This is a genomic window from Xanthobacter sp. NM-25 (genome assembly GCF_022138605.1).
Classification (GTDB): Bacteria; Pseudomonadota; Alphaproteobacteria; order Rhizobiales; family Xanthobacteraceae; genus Xanthobacter.
This window is the reverse complement of record NZ_JACBFS010000005.1, coordinates 378,727-395,650: the sequence shown is the minus strand read 5'-3', so window position 1 is coordinate 395,650 and position 16,924 is coordinate 378,727. Positions and strand designations below refer to the sequence as shown.

Here is a 16,924-nt window from a genome sequence, read left to right as displayed (position 1 = left end):
TCCATCCTCACCGCAGCTGTGCCCGACGAAGGCGACGGAATGGTGGCCACCCGTCGCCTCCGGCCCCGGTCACTGCGCCGTCACTGCACGGTCACTTGCGCTCCAGCACCTGCCCCAGCGCGACACGGAACTCGTCCTCGATGTCTGGCCGCGACAGGGCATAGGCCACATTGGCCATCAGGAAGCCGATCTTCGAGCCGCAATCATAGATCGCGCCATCGAAGGTCACCGCATAGAACGGCTCGCTCTCCTTCAGCTTCAGCATGGAATCGGTGAGCTGGATCTCGCCGCCGGCGCCCTGCCCCTGCTTGGCCAGCAGATCGAAAATGGTGGGCTGCAGGATATAGCGGCCGGAAATGGCGAGGTTGCTGGGGGCGGTGCCGGGCTTGGGCTTCTCCACCATCTGGGTGATGGCGTGGGCCTTGCCGTGCACGGCACCCGTGCCGACGATGCCGTACTGGAAGGCCTGGTCCTCCGGCACCTCATAGACCGCGAGCACGTTGCCGCCGGTCTCGTCATAGGCTTCCACCATGGAAGCGAGGCAGCCCTTGCCGTCCTTGGCCATGTGCAGCATGTCCGGCAGCAGCAGCGCGAACGGCTCGTCGCCGATGATGTCACGGGCGCACCACACCGCATGGCCGAGGCCCAGCGGCAGCTGCTGACGGGTGAAGGAGGTGGTGCCCGCCTTCGGCGTATCGCGATCGAGCTGCTCCAGCTCCTTCAGCTTGCCGCGCTCCTGCAGGGTGCGCTCCAGCTCGAACTGACGGTCGAAATGATCCTCGATCACCGCCTTGTTGCGGCCGGTGACGAAAACGATGTGCTCGATGCCGGCAGCCCGTGCCTCGTCCACCACGTGCTGAACCACTGGGCGGTCCACCACGGTCAGCATCTCCTTCGGCACCGCCTTGGTGGCCGGGAGAAACCGAGTGCCGAGTCCGGCCACGGGCAAAATCGCCTTGCGAATGGGCTTACGCATCAAGATGTCCGCCTTGATCCTCCGGAAGCGCCGCTCCCGGCCTTGGGTGCCACGCACCTATCATCGGGAATACCGGCCGAAATCTGGCGTGCCATGGTTGATGTTTGCCTAACGGCATCGAAATCGTCATGCGACCATGCGCGCGCCGCCCTCCAGCCGGGCCCACGCCCTGCAAAAGGCACAAATTGCTGGCCCTTGTTAACCTCGGCTCAACCGTCTTGCCTGCCCACTAACGCACGACACATCGCTTTGGCTCCTGCGGCTGCCGTAACGGCAGATGAGATGACGAGGGTTCGCGTAATGGCTTCACCGATCACCAAGAGCGCCCTGGGCGCGGTCCTGGCACTCGCGGCTGTTGCGCTGATCACGCCGGCCCGCGCCCAGGCCCAGACCACCGGCTCCATCTTCGGCGGCTTCACCGCGCCGCAGCCCCAGGCGACCGGCGGTGGCCATCCGTTGATGACCCCCCAGGCCATCGCCCAGGCGCAGGCCAATTTCCCCAATTGCATTGCCTCCATGTGGCCCCTGGCACAGTCCAAGGGCGTGTCGCGGCGGACCTTCGAGCGCTACACCAGCCGGCTCGAGCCCGACATGAAGATCATGGACTATCTCGACAGCCAGCCGGAATTCTCCAAGCCCACCGGGGCCTATGTGGAAATGCTGGTGAGCGACTGGCGGGTGAAGAAGGGCCGGGAGATCCTGGCCCGCTACAAGCCCATCTTCGATCAGGTGGAAAAGGCCTATGGCGTCGACCGCTATGCGGTGGCGGCCATCTGGGGCATCGAATCCACCTATGGCGACCCCAAGGGCATCGGCAGCCGCAACGTGCTGGTGTCCACCGCGACTCTGGCCTGCATCGGCCGGCGGCAGGACTATTTCCGCGACGAGTTCATCGCCACCCTGCAGATCCTCGACAAGGACGACGTGCCGTATGACCACCTGAAGGGGTCGTGGGCGGGCGCGTTCGGCCCCACCCAGTTCATGCCCACCTCGTTCCAGCGCTTCGCCGTGGACTTCGACCGCGACGGCAAGCGCAACGTGGTGGATTCCATCCCCGACATCATCGCCTCCACCGCCAACAACCTAAAGCTGGACGGCTGGGAGTTCGGCAAGGCCTGGGGCTATGAGGTGGTGCTGCCCAAGGGCTTCGACTACCGCTACGTCAATCGCACCTTCAAGCAATCGCTCGGCCAGTGGGCGTCGCTGGGCGTGGCCCGCCCGGGTGGCAAGGGCTTTCCCCGCGCCTCCGACCAGGCCTTCCTGCTGCTGCCGGCGGGCGCCAACGGCCCGGCCTTCCTGATGCTCGGCAATTTCAACGCCATCTTGAAGTACAATCCGGCCGATGCCTACGCCCTCGCCATCGGCCATCTGGCCGACCGGCTGCGCGGCGGCGGACACTTCGCCCAGGCCTGGCCCAATGAGGAGCGCGGCCTGTCCAAGGCGGAGCGGCTGGAGATCCAGGGCCGGCTGAGCCAGATGGGCTACGACATCGGCAATGTGGACGGCATCCTCGGCCAGAAGACCAAGAGTGCCATCCAGGACTTCCAGGTGCGCAAGGGCCTGCTGCCGGACGGGTACCCCGACGTCGCCCTGCTGCAGCAGATGCGGCGCTGACCGACCACTGACGCTTGTCCGACAAGGCCCCCGGCACCCACGTGCCGGGGGCCTTGTCGTTCAGGCCGGCCCCTCACCCAACGCCAGCGCCGGCAGCAGCACACGCACCTGCGCGCCGCCGCCGGGGCGATCGGCGATGATGACCTGGCCGCCATGCCCCGCCACGATCTGGCGCACGATGGTGAGGCCGAGGCCGGCACCGCCGCTGTCCCGGTTGCGGGACGGCTCCAGGCGCTGGAACGGCTCGAACACCAGCTCCCGCGCCGCCGGCGGAATGCCCGGTCCGCGATCCTCCACGCGCAGTTCCACCGTGTCCCGACCGGTGAACAGGCTGATATCCGCGCACCCGCCGTAGGCCAGGGCATTGCCCACCAGATTGGCGACCACCCGCGCCAGGGCGCCGGGTGCGCCACGCACCAGATGCGGCGTGTCGGCACCGGTGAGCCGCACCGGCGCGAGCCGCGGCTCTGCAGCCCCGTCGGCCCCCTGAACCTTGGCCCCCTGAACCTCGGCGCCCCGAACCTTGGCCTGCTGGGTCTGGCGGGCCTCCAGTTCGGCGCGGGCGAGCACGGAGAGATCCACCACCTCGTCCGAGGCGCCCGAAAAGGTGGCCCGGGCATAGGCCAGCGCGTCGTCCACCAGAGCCTGCATGCCGTCGAGATCGGCGTTCGCCTTGGCCACATGGGGATCGGCCGGCAGCAATTCCAGCCGCAGGCGCAGGCGGGTGAGGTAGGTGCGCAGATCGTGGCTGATGGCGCCCAGCACCAGGGTGCGGGTGCGCACCAGATCGGCGATGCGGGCCTGCATGACATTGACGGCACGAATAACCGCCCGCACGTCCGGCGCGCCTCGCTCGGGCACCGGCTGCACCTCCAGGGCGGCGCCGAACCGGTTCACGGCGGCAACGAGCGCGGTCAAGGGGCGCATTTCCCGATGCACCGCAAGCAGCGCCGCCAGAGCCACCAGGAAACCGAGAACGCCCGCCAGCAGCCCCACCGGCAGGCCCAGGAGCCGCACCGTGAGATCACCACCGGCCAGGATCTCCAGATACCCCCCGGACCGCAGCGCGACCACCGCCTGCAGCCGCGCGCCGGACAATTCGCCAAGCCGGCGCACCGGCTGACCGCCATTGCGGTCGGAGCCGATGATCGTCACGGCGATGAGCCACCCGTCATCGGCACCGATCAGCGCGCGCAGCCGGCGCTCCACCGTCTGAAGCAGCAGTGGCGTGTGAATGGCCGGGGGGGTCTTGAGATAGCGCGGCAGAAAGCCGGCGCTGGTGGTGGCCTGCAGCGCCAGGTCCCGCTGGGCCGGATCGATCTGGTCCACCAGCCGCACCACCGCCGCGATCTGGCCCATGAGCGGCAGGAACGTCGCGCTGGCGGCGTCGGCCCGGCGCCGTTCCATCATGTAGGCGGCCAGCATCAGCACCTGGGCGGCCACCAGGGCCACCAGCGTGATCAGCGCGATGCGCGCGCCAATGCCGAAGCGGAGCATGGGCCTACAGCACCCGCACGTCCGCGGCGAACAGATAGCCGCCGTTGCGCACCGTCTTGATCAGCTGGCCCGCCTCGGCGTCCACCTGGCTCAGCTTGCGCCGCAGCCGGCTCACCGAGACGTCGATGGTGCGGTCGAACGGATCGGCATTGCGGCCCCGGGTCCAGTCCAGCAGCTGATCGCGGGAGAGGATGCGTTTCGGCCGCTCCACAAAGCAGGTGAGCAGCTCGAATTCCGCCGAGGTCAGCTCCACCACCCCGCCCTCGGCATGGCTGAGGCTGCGGGCATCGAGATCGGCCAGGAAGCCGGCAAACGCCACCCGGCGGGTGGCGGGCGCCGCCACGGTGCCGTCGGCGCGCCGCAGCACCGCCCGGATGCGCGCCAGCAGCTCGCGCGGGTTGAAGGGCTTGGGCAGGTAATCGTCGGCACCCATCTCCAGCCCGACGATGCGATCCACCTCGTCGCCCTTGGCGGTCAGCATCAGAATGGGCAGCCCGCCGCGCGCCCGCAGCCGGCGGCAGATGGACAGCCCGTCCTCGCCGGGCAGCATGAGGTCGAGCACCACCAGATCGGGCCGAGTGCCGGCCAGCAGACGGTCCATGGCGCCGCCGTCCTCGGCGACCAGCACCGCAAAGCCCTCGCGGGTGAGAAAATCGGCCAGCAGGGATCGGATCTCGCGATCATCCTCCACCAGCAGCAGGGTGCGGGCGTGTGACGCGGTCTGGGACGACGAAGGCAACATGGCGCCAGTGTCGCGGGGCTTGCCGCCGGCTTCAATACGCATGGTGCCGCCGGTTACAAAACGTTACAGCGCGCCGCCGCCCTGCAATCCGTCGGCAACGGGGCGCCGCCATCGTCCTCCCCATCACAGCGCGGCTCCGCCCTGAAGCCCCCGTCCCACCGGCGCCGCGCAGGAGATGAAGATGAAGCGCGCCGCCCTGTCCCTCACCGTCGCCGCCCTGCTGTCCCTGGCCGCCGCCTCCGAAGCGTCGGCCTGGAGCCGCTCCGGCACCGTCACCACCGCACGAGGCACCGCGACCGCCAGCGGCTCCGGCGGCTGCGCGGCGGGCACCTGCTCCCGCAGCGTCCAGGTTACCGGCGCGGCCGGCGCCAGCGCCACACGGTCGGGCTATGCCACCCGCACCGGCACCGGCACGCTGTCCTACGGCCGCACCACCATCGGCCCCGCCGGCACCAGCATCACCCGATCCGGCTCGGTGAGCGTCACCCCAAAATGACGCCATCGCGGGCGCCGGACCGTGGCGAGCCGCCCCAAAGCCACGGTCCGGCGCGTTCCGCCAGCCTGAGCCACCCCTTCCGTCCCCACTGGAGTGCTCCGATGATCCGTACATCCTTCATCCTCTTCGCCGTGAGCGGCACCCTGCTCGCCACCCCGGCGCTGGCCCAGTCCATCGCCGAACTGCAGAAGGCCTGCGGCGCCGACATCAAGGCCCTGTGCGCCGGCGTGCAGCCCGGCGGCGGACGCATCAAGCAATGCATCATGGAGAAATCCGACCAGATCTCGCCGGCCTGCAAGACCGCCCTCGCCACGGCCGCCCAGGCCCGCGCCAACGCCAAGCAGTGAGCCTGGAGCGGGGCGGAACCAGCGCCGGAGGGCCGTAAGGTGATCTCCTTGTTTTCCAGCTCTGCCGGCAACGGCGCGGGCCTCGGCGCGGGCCTCGCCCTACTGCTCATGCTCGGCGAATACCTGATCCTGCGCCGACACGGCGCCGACAGCCATGATGCCCGCGAAGCCGCCGCCTCGCTCGTCATCGCCACCGGCAACAAGGTGATCGGCGTCGCATCGGCCGGGCTGTTGGCGGTACCGGTGCTGTTCGTCTCCCAGCACCGCCTGTTCGACATCCCCATCGAGGGCCCGCTGCGTGCCGGCCTGCTGTTCCTGGCGGTGGACTTCACCTATTACCTCCACCACCGCGCCATGCACCGGGTGCGCTGGCTATGGGCGAGCCATGCGGTCCACCATTCCGCGCGCCGCATCAACCTGACCGCGGCGGTGCGGCTGGCCTGGGGCGGACCTTTGACCGGCGGCCTCCTGTTCTATCTGCCGCTGGTGGCGCTCGGCTTCCCGCCCCTTGCCGTGTTCGGCATGCTGGGTCTCGGCCTCGCCTATCAATTCCTGCTGCACCTCTCGCGCCCGCCGCATCTGGGCCCCCTGGAATGGGTGCTGAACACGCCGCGGCACCATCGGGTGCACCACGCCTCCAACCCGGATTGTCTCGACCGGAACTTCGGCGGTGTGCTGATCGTGTTCGACCGGCTGTTCGGCACCTTCGCCGAAGCCCCAGGGGCCGAGCCCCTGCGCTTCGGCCTCGCCGGCACCACTGTCCCCGCCAACCCCTTGAAGATCGTGGTGGTGGAATGGGCCCCCATGCTGCGCGACGCCTGGCGCGCCCGCGGCGTCCGGGCCCGCCTGCGGATCCTGTTCGGCCCACCCGCCTGATCGCCGACACGACACCCCTCTTGCGGCATCCCCTCCTCTCTTGCGACCCTGAGGCGAGCTGCCGTAGGAATCCCCCATGTGGCTCGACGACCATCGTCCCTTCACGCACGAGGCCCCCGCATCGGAGCGGCGACCCGCCGACAAGGCGTATCAGCCATTCAGCATCGGCGCGGTGGACATTGCGGGACACGCCTGCCCCGTGACCGAGGAGATCGGCGGCTACCTGCCCTTCGGCCGCCTGCGCACCTTCTCCCGCGCGCCGGCGAATGCCGTGGCGGCGCAGGGCGCGCGCCGGCGGGTGCTGGTGGTGGCGCCCATGGCGGGGGGCTTTCCCTTCCTCATGCGCGATCTGGTGGTGGCGCTGCTCACCATTGCCGATGAGGTGGCCATCACCGACTGGCCCGATGCCCGCCATGTGCCGCTTGAGGCCGGCCGCTTCGGCTTTGCCGAAAACGCCCTCGAAACCACGCAGATGATCCGGGCCCTGGGTCACAAGACCATGGCCTTCACCCATGTGGTGGGGGTGTGCCAGGGGACGGTGCCGGCCCTGGTGGGGTCGCTGCTGCTGTCGGAGCTGGGGGCGCCACCGGCCAGCCTGACCCTGGTGGGCGGGCCCATCGATCCCTCGCGCAACCCCACGCGACTGTGGCGCATGCTGCAGGGCCGCTCCCTGGAGGCCCTGCGGCAGGAGGTGCTGGAGGCCGTGCCGCCGCCATTCGCCGGCGCCGGGCGCCTGGTGTTTCCCGCCTGGCGGCAGACCGACACCTTCGCCCTCTACCTCTGGCGCCAGACCATGAGCGGCGGCCGGCTGCCGCTGCAGCTGGCGTTCGACGAGGGCGCCGATCCCTATCGCTTTCCCCTGGCCCGCCTGTGCTGGACCTTGATGGACGTGCCGGGTGACTTCTTCATGGAGAATGTGGCCACCATCTTCTGCGCCAATGCGCTGGCCCGCGGCACCCTCGACATCGCCGGCCACCGGGTGGAGCCGGCGCGGCTGGAGCGCACCGCCCTCCTCACCGTGGAAGGGGATGAGGACGACATTTCCGCCCTCACCCAGACCGAGGCCGCCCATGACCTGTGCGCCAACGTGCCGGAGGCGCTGCGCCGGCATCTTGTGGTGCCCCGCGCCGGCCATTTCGCCCTGTTCTACGGCCGCGCCATGCGCACCCACATCATTCCCGCCCTCGCCGACATCATGGCCGCCGGCGAAGGCGCACGCTGAACCGGCAACCGTTCAGAGGATGTAGCGGCTGAGATCGGCGTTCTTGGCGAGATCGGCGACCCGGGTGCGCACATAATCGGCGTCCACCACCACCGCTTCGCCCGAGCGATCGGGCGCGGTGAAGGAGAGATCGTCGAGCACCCGCTCCATCACCGTCTGCAGGCGGCGGGCGCCGATATTCTCCACCGTGGCGTTCACTTCCACCGCCACGTCGGCGATGGCCTCCACCGCATCAGCCGTGATGGTGAGGGTGACACCCTCGGTCTCCATCAGCGCCACCGACTGCTTGACGAGGCTCGCCTCGGTCTCGGTGAGGATGCGCACGAAATCGGCGCGGGTCAGCGCCTCCAGCTCCACCCGGATGGGCAGGCGGCCCTGCAGCTCCGGCAACAGGTCGGACGGCTTGGAGACATGGAAGGCGCCGGAGGCGATGAACAGGATGTGGTCGGTCTTCACCGGCCCGTGCTTGGTGGAGACGGTGGTGCCCTCGATCAAGGGCAGCAGGTCGCGCTGCACGCCCTCGCGGGAGACGTCGGCGCCCGAGCGGCCCTCGCGGCCGGCGATCTTGTCGATCTCGTCCAGGAACACGATGCCGTTGTTCTCCACCGCGTGGATGGCATCCTGCACCGTCGCATCCTGGTCGATGAGCTTGTCGGCCTCTTCATTGAGGAGCAGCGGATGGGCCTCCTTCACCGTCACCCGGCGCGGCTTGGCGCGGCCACCGAAGGCCTTGCCCAGCATGTCGCCCAACGAGATGGCGCCCATCTGTGCCCCCGGCATGCCGGGGATCTCGAACATGGGCATGCCGGCGGAACCCGCCTGCACCTCGATTTCCACTTCCTTGTCGTCCAGCTCGCCGGCCCGCAGGCGCTTCCGGAACGCATCGCGGGTGGCGGCGGAGGCGTTGGCGCCCACCAGAGCGTCGAGCACCCGGCCTTCGGCGGCGAGATGGGCTTTGGCCTGCACGTCCTTGCGCTTCACCTCGCGGGCAAGGCCGATGGCCACTTCCACCAGATCACGCACGATCTGCTCCACGTCGCGGCCCACATAGCCCACTTCCGTGAACTTGGTGGCCTCCACCTTGATGAAGGGGGCGCCGGCCAGCCGGGCGAGGCGGCGGGAGATCTCGGTTTTGCCGACGCCGGTGGGGCCGATCATCAGGATGTTCTTGGGCAGAACCTCCTCACGCAGCTTGTCGTCCAGCTTCAACCGGCGCCAGCGGTTGCGCAGGGCGATGGCCACCGCCCGCTTGGCATTGGCCTGGCCGACGATGTGGCGATCGAGCTCGGAGACGATCTCGCGGGGGGAAAAGTCGCTGCTCATGGGAAAAAGGCTTCTGTTGGAAGGGCCGGGACATCGGGAAGCGGCAGCCGTCAGGCGCCGATGGTCTCGATGACGATGTTGCCGTTGGTGTAAATGCAGATGTCGGCGGCGATCTCCAACGCCCGCCGGGCGATCTTTTCGGGGTCGTCCTGGTGGTCCACCAGCGCCCGGGCTGCGGCCAAGGCATAGGGCCCGCCCGAGCCGATGGCGGCGATGCCCGCCTCCGGCTCCAGCACGTCGCCGGTGCCGGTGAGCACCAGGGTCACCGACGCATCGGCGACGATCATCATGGCTTCCAGCCGGCGCAGATAGCGATCGGTGCGCCAGTCCTTGGCCAATTCCACGGCGGCCCGCTGCAGCTGGCCGGGATACTGCTCCAGCTTCGCCTCCAGCCGCTCGAACAACGTAAAGGCATCGGCGGTGGCGCCGGCGAAGCCGCCGATCACATCCCCCCGCCCCAGCCGCCGCACCTTGCGGGCATTGGCCTTCAGCACCGTATTCCCAAGCGTCACCTGGCCATCACCGGCGATGGCGACCCGGTTGCCCTTGCGGATGGAGACGATGGTGGTGCCGTAAATGGTATCCGGGGAAGAATGCATCAAGCGCTCCGCGAGAAGCCTGCGCCCCGGCCGCATGTGGGCCAGCCTGGGGCGATGGGGCCTCAGTCCAAATTCACAGGGCAATGCCCTGACGGCCCGGCCACCGCCGTGGCATACGGACGGGACAGCGGGCCTCGGGTGGGGCTCCACCCGAAGGCTTACTTATGCCGTTCTGCGCCGGACGCAATGTTCAGCCGCGTCCGCCGTGAAGGAAGCTCGTCACCACCTCGGCGAAGGCCACCGGCTGTTCCACCATGGGGCAATGGCCGCTGTCGACGATCTCATCGATGTCGGCGCCGGCAATGAGGGTGGCGAGCTCCCGGGCCATGGTGGAGGAAAACAGGCGGTCGCCATCGGCGAACAGCACCAGTGTGGGCGCCGTGATGCCGTTCACCCGGTCCAAGGTGTCGGCGCCGAGGCAGGCGTCGAGCTGGCGCAGGAAGGCGTCCTTCTCCTGCAGCAGGCCGGCATCAAGGGCGGCCTGCACGAAGCCGAACAGCGCCGTGTGCTTGAGGGTGGGCATACCGATGACGAACGAGGTGAGCGCCGCGCCGAACAGCAGTTCGTCGTCCACGGCGCGCCGCAGATCGGCGATGAGGCGGAACACCTCGCGGGTGTAGAGATCGTTGCGGGCGAAGGAATTAGAGAGCACCAGCCGGTCCACCCGGGCCGGCGCCAAGAGCGCCAGCTCCTGGGCGATCACCCCGCCCATGGAATGGCCCACCACATGGGCCCGGTCGATGCCGGCGGCATCCAGCACCGCCAGCGCATCCCGCGCCATGTCGGCAATCTCATAGGGGCCGGTGGCGCGGCCGCTCTTGCCGATGTCGCGATTGTCGAACTCCACCAGGCGGAAGCCCTTGAGCCGCGGCCGGGCCAGCGACCAGAACGGACGCTGGGCCGACAGGCCCGAAATCAGCAGCAGCGGCGGGCCCTCCCCGCTCACCTCATAGTCGAGCTCGATCCCGGCATTGGCGGCGGTGGGCATCACAACTCCTGTTCGTGGGTCCGTCATCTCATCGCCATATGGCGTTGCAGCGGGGATGCTGCTAGAACCCGCTGCCTTGGAGGCGTTCATGCGCAAGGCAGACATCGTTCGCGAGACGAAGGAGACGCAGATCTCCGTCGCCGTCGATCTCGACGGGACGGGGCAGTCCGACATCTCGACCGGCATCGGGTTCCTGGACCATATGCTGGATGCCATCGCGCGTCATGCCCGCTTCGACCTCACCATCAAGGCGAAGGGCGACCTCCACATCGATTTTCACCACACCACCGAGGATGTGGGCATCGTGCTCGGCCAGGCGGTGAAGAAGGCGCTGGGCGACATGCGGGGCATCACCCGCTACGCCGACTGCCTGCTGCCCATGGACGAGACCCTCACCCGGGTGGCCATCGACATTTCCGGCCGGCCGTTCCTGGTGTTCCGCACCACCTTCCCGGTGGCCAAGATCGGCGCGTTCGACACCGAGCTGGTGCGCGAGTTCTTCCAGGCATTCGCCATGAACGCCGGGGTGACGCTGCATGTGGAGACGTTGTACGGTCTCAACGCGCACCATATCTCGGAGAGCTGCTTCAAGGGCCTCGCGCGGGTGCTCAGGGCAGCGGTGGCCATCGACGCCCGGGCGGCGGGGGAAATCCCCTCCACCAAGGGCGCGCTGGGCAATTAGGCGCGGACGGAGCTAGCCATGGCGACCTTTACGGTCTTCTCCCGCGCCCGCCCCCAGGATCTGCGGGCGGCAGCGGAGGGGCGCGTGGTGTTCGTGCGCGAGGGCTTTTCCTGGCTCACCCTGCTGTTCGCTCCGCTGGTGCTGCTCGCCCACCGGCTCTGGCTGGCGCTCGCCGCCTATGTGGCGGTACTGGGACTGATGGCGCTGGCCACCGCCCTCGGCGCGCCCGAGGCCAGCACCCAGGTGGTGATGCTCGGCTTCAACCTGCTGCTGGCGTTCGAGCTGTCGGACCTGCGGGCGCGCAAGCTGCGCCGGCTCGGCTATGAGGACGAGGGGGTGGTGATCGCGCCCCATCGCGATCTCGCCGAACAGCGCTTCTTCGCGGCCTGGAGCCCGCGGCGCCCAGCGCCGCCGGCGGCGCTGCGGCCAAGCCGGGCCAGCGGCGCGCCCGTGCTGCCGGGCGCCGGGGCCGCACCCGTCATCGGCGCCTTTCCGGGCCACTGATCCAGGACCCTGATCCGGGAAATCCTTCATGACCGTCGCCATCATCGACTACAATTCCGGCAATCTGCACTCGGCCGCCAAGGCCATGGAGCGGGCCGCCCAGTCCGTGGGTGGCGAAGCCGTTGTGGTCACCCATGACCCCGATGTGGTGCGCGCCGCCGACCGGGTGGTGCTGCCCGGCGTCGGCGCCTTCGCCGATTGCCGCGCGGGGCTTGATGCCGTGCCCGGCATGGTGGAAGCCATGACCGAGGCGGTGCACCAAAAGGGCCGGCCCTTCCTGGGTATCTGCGTCGGCGCCCAGCTGCTGGCGGAGCGGGGCCTGGAGCACGGCGTTACCGCCGGCCTCGGCTGGATCAAGGGCGAGGTGGACCGCATCGCCCCCACCGATCCGCAGCTGAAGATCCCGCACATGGGTTGGAACACGCTGAACCCGGCCCGCGAGCATCCGCTGCTCACCGGCATCCGCACCGGAGAAGGCGGCCTCAACGCTTATTTCGTGCACTCCTATCACCTGAAGCCGGCCGACGGGCTCGACCTCGTGGCCACCACCGATTATGGCGGAACCATCACCGCCATGGTGGCCCGTGACAACGTGGCCGGCACCCAGTTCCACCCTGAGAAGAGCCAGACCCTCGGCCTGGCCCTGCTCGCGAATTTCCTGAAGTGGCATCCGTGATCCTTTTTCCGGCCATCGATCTGAAAGACGGCCTCGCCGTTCGCCTCGAACAGGGCGACATGGCGCGAGCCACCGTGTTCAACCACGATCCCGCGGCCCAGGCCGCCGAGTTCGAGACCCTGGGCTTCCGCTACCTGCATCTGGTGGACCTCAACGGCGCCTTCGCCGGCAAGCCGGTGAACGCCGCCGCCGTGGAGCGGATCCTGGAGACGGTCTCGATCCCGGTGCAGCTCGGCGGCGGCATCCGCGATAGGGCGACCGTGGAGACCTGGCTGGAAAAGGGTATCAACCGGGTCATCCTCGGCACCGCCGCGGTGCGCGATCCCGAGTTCGTCAAGGCCGCCGCCAAGGCCCATCCCGGCCGCGTCGCGGTCGGCCTCGACGCCCGCGACGGGCGGGTGGCGGTGGACGGCTGGGCCGAGACCTCGGACCTGCCGGCTGAAGACATCGCCAAAAGGTTCGAGGATGCCGGGGTCGCCGCCATCATCTACACCGACATTGCCCGCGACGGCCTGCTGAAGGGGCTGAACCTTGAGGCCACCATCGCACTCGCCGACGCGGTCTCGATCCCGGTGATCGCCTCCGGCGGGCTCGCCTCGCTGAAGGACATCGAGGCCCTGCTGGAGCCGCGGGCGCAGAAGCTCGAAGGCGCCATCACCGGCCGCGCCCTCTATGATGGCCGGCTCGATCCCCGCGCGGCCCTGGCCCTGGTGGCCGGACGATAGGTATGCCATGCTGAAAGTCCGGGTCATCCCCTGTCTCGACGTGAAGGACGGCCGCGTGGTGAAGGGTGTCCAGTTCGTGGACCTGCGCGACGCCGGTGACCCGGTGGAAGCAGCCCGCGCCTATGACGCCGCCGGCGCCGACGAGCTGACCTTCCTCGACATCACAGCCAGCCACGAGAACCGGGGCACCATCCTCGACGTGGTCCAGCGCACCGCGGAGCAATGCTTCATGCCGCTCACCGTGGGCGGCGGCGTGCGCACCGTGGACGACGTGCGCACCCTTCTGCATGCGGGGGCCGACAAGGTCTCCATCAACACCGCCGCCGTGCACCGCCGAGCCTTCGTGGGCGAGGCGGCCGAGAAGTTCGGCGAGCAGTGTATCGTGGTGGCCATCGACGCCAAGAAGGTGTCCGGCCCCGGCGAGGCCGACCGCTGGGAGATCTTCACCCACGGCGGGCGCAAGCCCACCGGGCTCGACGCCATCCAATACGCCCGCGAGGTGGTGGATCTGGGGGCCGGCGAGATCCTGCTCACCTCCATGGACCGCGACGGCACCGGCCGCGGCTTCGACTGCGCCTTGACCCGGGCGGTGTCGGACGCGGTGCATGTGCCGGTGATCGCCTCCGGCGGGGTCGGGACCCTCGATCATCTGGTGGAAGGCATCGTCGACGGCGGCGCCTCGGCGGTGCTGGCCGCCTCCATCTTCCATTTCGGCACCTTCACCATCCGCCAGGCCAAGGACCGGCTGGCGGAGGCGGGCCTGCCGGTGCGGCTCGACGTGTGAGGCGCGCGTGGCCTGCCGCCTGCCGCACTCCCCTTCCTCCCGTCCGCCGCGCCAACCGCGGACTGAACGAGGTGCGCCATGAGCGATGACATGACTGACGATTTCACCCTGGCCGACCTTGAAGCCATCATCGCGGTGCGCGCCAAAGCCGATGCCACGTCCTCCTACACCCGCTCGCTGCTGGAGCGCGGCATCGGCAAATGCGCCCAGAAGCTGGGGGAGGAGGCGGTCGAGACGGTGATCGCGGCGGTGTCTGGTCCCAGCGAAGAGCTGATCGCGGAAAGCTCGGACCTGCTCTACCATCTGCTGGTGGTGCTGAACGCCCGCGGCATCAGCCTCAATGAGGTGCATGCCGAGCTGGCGCGCCGCACCGGCCGTTCCGGACTGGAAGAAAAAGCCAGCCGGGCCAAGGGCTGACACGGAGGCGAGGGACCGGATGGACCGCCGTATCGACGCCAGCCTCTCCCCCTATCGCACCTTCTCGCGCGAAGCCTGGGCCACGTTGCGCCGCGACACGCCCATGACCCTTCGGCCCGACGAGATCGCGCGCCTGGAAGGCCTCAACGCCCATCTCTCCATCCGCGAGGTGGAAGAGATCTATCTGCCGCTCTCGCGGCTGCTCTCGCTCTACGTGGCGGCGACCCAGAAGCTGTTCCGCGCCATGAGCTACTTCCTCGACCAGAAGGACGTGGAACGGCCCGGCGAGGGCAAGATGCCTTATATCATCGGCATCGCTGGCTCGGTGGCGGTGGGCAAGTCAACCACCGCCCGCGTGCTGCAGGCGCTGCTGGCACGCTGGCCCAACACGCCGAAGGTGGACCTCATCACCACCGACGGCTTCCTCTATCCCAACGCGGTGCTGAAGCGCGAAGGACTGATGGAGAAGAAGGGCTTTCCCGAAAGCTACGACCTGCCGCTGATGCTGCGCTTCCTCACCGACATCAAGGCCGGCCGCCGGCCGGTGCGGGCGCCGCTCTACTCCCACTTCTTCTATGATGTCATGCCCGACCAGATGGTGGAGGTGGACCGTCCGGACATCCTCATCGTCGAGGGGCTGAACGTGCTGCAGACCACGCGGCCGCCGAAGGACGGCAAGGCCATCCCCTTCGTCTCCGACTTCTTCGACTTCTCCATCTATATCGATGCCGAAGAGGAGGTGCTGGAAGAGTGGTACGTGGACCGCTTCATGCGGCTGCGCTCCACCGCCTTCATGGATCCGCTCTCCTACTTCCACCGCTATTCGCAGCTGACCGAAGAGGCGGCCACGGAGCGGGCGCTGTCCATCTGGCGCACCATCAACCTGCCCAACCTCCAGGACAACATCCTGCCCACCCGGCAACGGGCCGACCTGATCCTGCGCAAGGCCGGCGACCATGAGGTGGCGGAGGTGAGCCTGCGCCGGCTCTGAGCCGCAGGCTGCGGATCGACAGAAGCGGCGCCAATAGGGTCCAGACACGACAACGCCCGGAGCGGACCGCTCCGGGCGTTGTCGTGTCTCAGGATCGCGAAGCGCCGCGCCGGCTCACTCGCCGAACAGCGCGGTCTGCTCCGGCTCGCCGCCCGCGGCCTCACCGCCAGCGGACGCCTCATCCGCGCGATCGGTGCGGGTGGTGCGCAGCCGACGGCGACGGCGCGTGGGGGTGCGCCCCTCGGCAGCGGCGTCATCCTCACCGGCCGGCGGCGCGGCCTCCAGATCAGCCTTGGCTTCCGGCTCGCTCTTCGCCTTCGCTTCAGCCTTGGTCTCGCTCTTCGCTTCGATCTTGGTGTCGGCCTTGGGCTCAGCCTTGGCCTCGACGCTCACCTTGGCGACGCTCGGCGCGCCGGTGATGAAGGACGGCAGCCCCAGGTCCTCGGCATCAGCCGAGCTGCGCGCGCTGGCTCGGCTCGGGCGCGGGCTCTCGCCCTCCTCGCTGCTGCGCGGCGCCCGCGCCGGCCGGGGGGCGCTGGCGCCCTCGGCGTCGTCACGATTGCGATTGCTGCGATAGTCGCCGCCATCCTCATCGCGATTGCGGCGGTAGTTCTGGCGATTGTCGCGGGACGAGCGTCCGTCCCCGCGCCCCTCGCTACGCCCCTCTCGAGGCTCACGATTCTCACGCGGCTCACGGCCTTCCCGCGGCTCGCGTCCCTCGCGGGGCTCACGGCTTTCCCGCGCCTCGCGCGGTTCGCGGGCCTCACGCGCCGGATAGGGCGTCTCGGCCCGGCCGAACGGCTGCGGCGCATCCAGCGCCGAGACGTCGTCGAAATCGTCCTCGTCGCCCTCATCATCGCGACCGAACCCGGTCTGGGGCGCGAACTGGCCCTGCAGGGAGGCGATCAGGCGCAGATAATGTTCGGCGTGCTGGAGATAATTCTCAGCCGCCACCGGGTCGCCCGACGACTGGGCATCCCGCGCCAGTTGCTGATATTTCTCGGCGATGTGGTGGGCGGTGCCGCGCACCTTGACGTCCGGACCGTTCGATTCGTAGACCCGCGTCAGGGGATTCGTGCTGCGGCGGTTGTTGTTCCGGCCGCGCATACGCTTCTGCTGACCATTTCTCATCTGGATCGTTCTCTACTCGCTCGGCGTTCAAGCCGCCGCTTGCGTCCGGTGCGCCAAGCCCCTGGATGCATTGATCCTGTGGGATCCTCTGACCCTCGGGAGACCGAAAATTCGGTATCAGCGACCGTGTCTCTCATCGCAGGATGATGAAACTCTTCCCCGCAAGGCCCGCCTGCATCGGGCGCTGCTGATGGCAATATCAACCCAGGCTCTGGCTTGGATCTGCATGGTTCGGAACTGAACGCCTGCGGACCGCCGCCCGGGGTCACCGGAAACGGCTATTCCAACCCGCCGCACCCCAAGAAAGCGGAAGTGCCTGCAACCTGGTGATTCG

General features: G+C 68.7%; 19 protein-coding genes. 12 read left to right on the top strand and 7 right to left on the bottom strand.

Annotated elements, in window-relative coordinates:
* Positions 1 to 91 precede the first annotated feature (91 nt).
* The gene (gene galU, locus MEU52_RS16160) at positions 92 to 976 is read right to left on the bottom strand and encodes a UTP--glucose-1-phosphate uridylyltransferase GalU (RefSeq protein ID WP_238122123.1); all 885 of its coding nucleotides are present in this window, start codon (positions 974 to 976) and stop codon (positions 92 to 94) included.
* A 300-nt stretch (positions 977 to 1,276) separates the two neighbouring features.
* Here galU and MEU52_RS16155 point away from each other — a divergent pair, with 300 nt between their 5' ends.
* Positions 1,277 to 2,590, top strand: coding sequence for a lytic murein transglycosylase (locus MEU52_RS16155; RefSeq protein ID WP_238122124.1), 1,314 nt, complete (start codon positions 1,277 to 1,279; stop codon positions 2,588 to 2,590).
* Positions 2,591 to 2,650: 60 nt separating this feature from the next.
* Here MEU52_RS16155 and MEU52_RS16150 read toward each other — a convergent pair whose 3' ends face one another.
* Together MEU52_RS16150 and MEU52_RS16145 are read right to left on the bottom strand one after the other, a co-directional pair.
* The gene (locus tag MEU52_RS16150) at positions 2,651 to 4,087 is read right to left on the bottom strand and encodes an ATP-binding protein (RefSeq protein ID WP_238122125.1); all 1,437 of its coding nucleotides are present in this window, start codon (positions 4,085 to 4,087) and stop codon (positions 2,651 to 2,653) included.
* A gap of 4 nt (positions 4,088 to 4,091) precedes the next feature.
* A complete protein-coding gene (locus MEU52_RS16145) occupies positions 4,092 to 4,829 on the bottom strand; it encodes a response regulator (RefSeq protein ID WP_238122448.1) in 738 nt (245 codons plus the stop codon).
* 181 nt (positions 4,830 to 5,010) lie between these two features.
* Between MEU52_RS16145 and MEU52_RS16140 the strand changes: the two genes are divergently transcribed.
* The 4 genes from MEU52_RS16140 (at position 5,011) to MEU52_RS16125 (ending at position 7,770) form a co-directional block, all read left to right on the top strand.
* Positions 5,011 to 5,325 carry a hypothetical protein gene (locus MEU52_RS16140; protein ID WP_238122126.1) on the top strand — a complete coding sequence of 105 codons (315 nt, stop codon included), beginning with the start codon at positions 5,011 to 5,013 and terminating at the stop codon, positions 5,323 to 5,325.
* 101 nt (positions 5,326 to 5,426) lie between these two features.
* Positions 5,427 to 5,672 (top strand): cysteine rich repeat-containing protein, encoded by a 246-nt coding sequence (locus tag MEU52_RS16135; RefSeq protein WP_238122127.1) that lies wholly within the window; start codon positions 5,427 to 5,429, stop codon positions 5,670 to 5,672.
* Between the two features lie 48 nt (positions 5,673 to 5,720).
* A complete protein-coding gene (locus MEU52_RS16130) occupies positions 5,721 to 6,548 on the top strand; it encodes a sterol desaturase family protein (RefSeq protein ID WP_238122128.1) in 828 nt (275 codons plus the stop codon).
* A gap of 76 nt (positions 6,549 to 6,624) precedes the next feature.
* Entirely contained in the window at positions 6,625 to 7,770 is a 1,146-nt protein-coding gene (locus MEU52_RS16125) for a hypothetical protein (protein WP_238122129.1), read from the top strand.
* A 12-nt stretch (positions 7,771 to 7,782) separates the two neighbouring features.
* On the opposite strand, the gene hslU is transcribed toward MEU52_RS16125, so the two are convergent.
* The 3 genes from hslU to MEU52_RS16110 form a co-directional block, all read right to left on the bottom strand.
* Positions 7,783 to 9,093 (bottom strand): ATP-dependent protease ATPase subunit HslU, encoded by a 1,311-nt coding sequence (hslU, locus tag MEU52_RS16120; protein WP_238122130.1) that lies wholly within the window; start codon positions 9,091 to 9,093, stop codon positions 7,783 to 7,785.
* Positions 9,094 to 9,143: 50 nt separating this feature from the next.
* Positions 9,144 to 9,692 carry an ATP-dependent protease subunit HslV gene (gene hslV, locus MEU52_RS16115; protein WP_238122131.1) on the bottom strand — a complete coding sequence of 183 codons (549 nt, stop codon included), beginning with the start codon at positions 9,690 to 9,692 and terminating at the stop codon, positions 9,144 to 9,146.
* A gap of 190 nt (positions 9,693 to 9,882) precedes the next feature.
* On the bottom strand, positions 9,883 to 10,680 hold the full coding sequence (locus MEU52_RS16110; protein ID WP_238122132.1) for an alpha/beta fold hydrolase: 798 nt from the start codon (positions 10,678 to 10,680) through the stop codon (positions 9,883 to 9,885).
* Between the two features lie 88 nt (positions 10,681 to 10,768).
* On the opposite strand from MEU52_RS16110, the gene hisB reads away from it, so the two are divergent.
* The 7 genes from hisB (at position 10,769) to coaA (ending at position 15,459) form a co-directional block, all read left to right on the top strand.
* Complete coding sequence (hisB, locus tag MEU52_RS16105; protein WP_238122133.1) at positions 10,769 to 11,362, top strand: imidazoleglycerol-phosphate dehydratase HisB; 594 nt, start codon at positions 10,769 to 10,771, stop codon at positions 11,360 to 11,362.
* A gap of 18 nt (positions 11,363 to 11,380) precedes the next feature.
* Positions 11,381 to 11,866 carry a DUF2628 domain-containing protein gene (locus MEU52_RS16100; RefSeq protein ID WP_238122134.1) on the top strand — a complete coding sequence of 162 codons (486 nt, stop codon included), beginning with the start codon at positions 11,381 to 11,383 and terminating at the stop codon, positions 11,864 to 11,866.
* A 28-nt stretch (positions 11,867 to 11,894) separates the two neighbouring features.
* Positions 11,895 to 12,542 carry an imidazole glycerol phosphate synthase subunit HisH gene (gene hisH / locus MEU52_RS16095; RefSeq protein WP_238122135.1) on the top strand — a complete coding sequence of 216 codons (648 nt, stop codon included), beginning with the start codon at positions 11,895 to 11,897 and terminating at the stop codon, positions 12,540 to 12,542.
* A complete protein-coding gene (gene hisA, locus MEU52_RS16090; RefSeq protein ID WP_238122136.1) occupies positions 12,530 to 13,267 on the top strand; it encodes a 1-(5-phosphoribosyl)-5-[(5-phosphoribosylamino)methylideneamino]imidazole-4-carboxamide isomerase in 738 nt (245 codons plus the stop codon). The genes hisH and hisA overlap by 13 nt, the downstream gene beginning before the upstream one ends.
* A 7-nt stretch (positions 13,268 to 13,274) precedes the next feature.
* Positions 13,275 to 14,051, top strand: a complete 777-nt coding sequence (gene hisF, locus MEU52_RS16085; RefSeq protein ID WP_238122137.1) for an imidazole glycerol phosphate synthase subunit HisF — start codon at positions 13,275 to 13,277, stop codon at positions 14,049 to 14,051.
* Between the two features lie 78 nt (positions 14,052 to 14,129).
* A complete protein-coding gene (locus MEU52_RS16080; RefSeq protein ID WP_443267294.1) occupies positions 14,130 to 14,468 on the top strand; it encodes a phosphoribosyl-ATP diphosphatase in 339 nt (112 codons plus the stop codon).
* A 19-nt stretch (positions 14,469 to 14,487) separates the two neighbouring features.
* Complete coding sequence (gene coaA / locus MEU52_RS16075; protein WP_238122138.1) at positions 14,488 to 15,459, top strand: type I pantothenate kinase; 972 nt, start codon at positions 14,488 to 14,490, stop codon at positions 15,457 to 15,459.
* Positions 15,460 to 15,573: 114 nt separating this feature from the next.
* On the opposite strand, the gene MEU52_RS16070 is transcribed toward coaA, so the two are convergent.
* Positions 15,574 to 16,566: a DUF4167 domain-containing protein gene (locus MEU52_RS16070; protein WP_238122139.1), complete on the bottom strand. Its 993-nt coding sequence runs from the start codon at positions 16,564 to 16,566 to the stop codon at positions 15,574 to 15,576.
* Positions 16,567 to 16,924 lie beyond the last annotated feature (358 nt).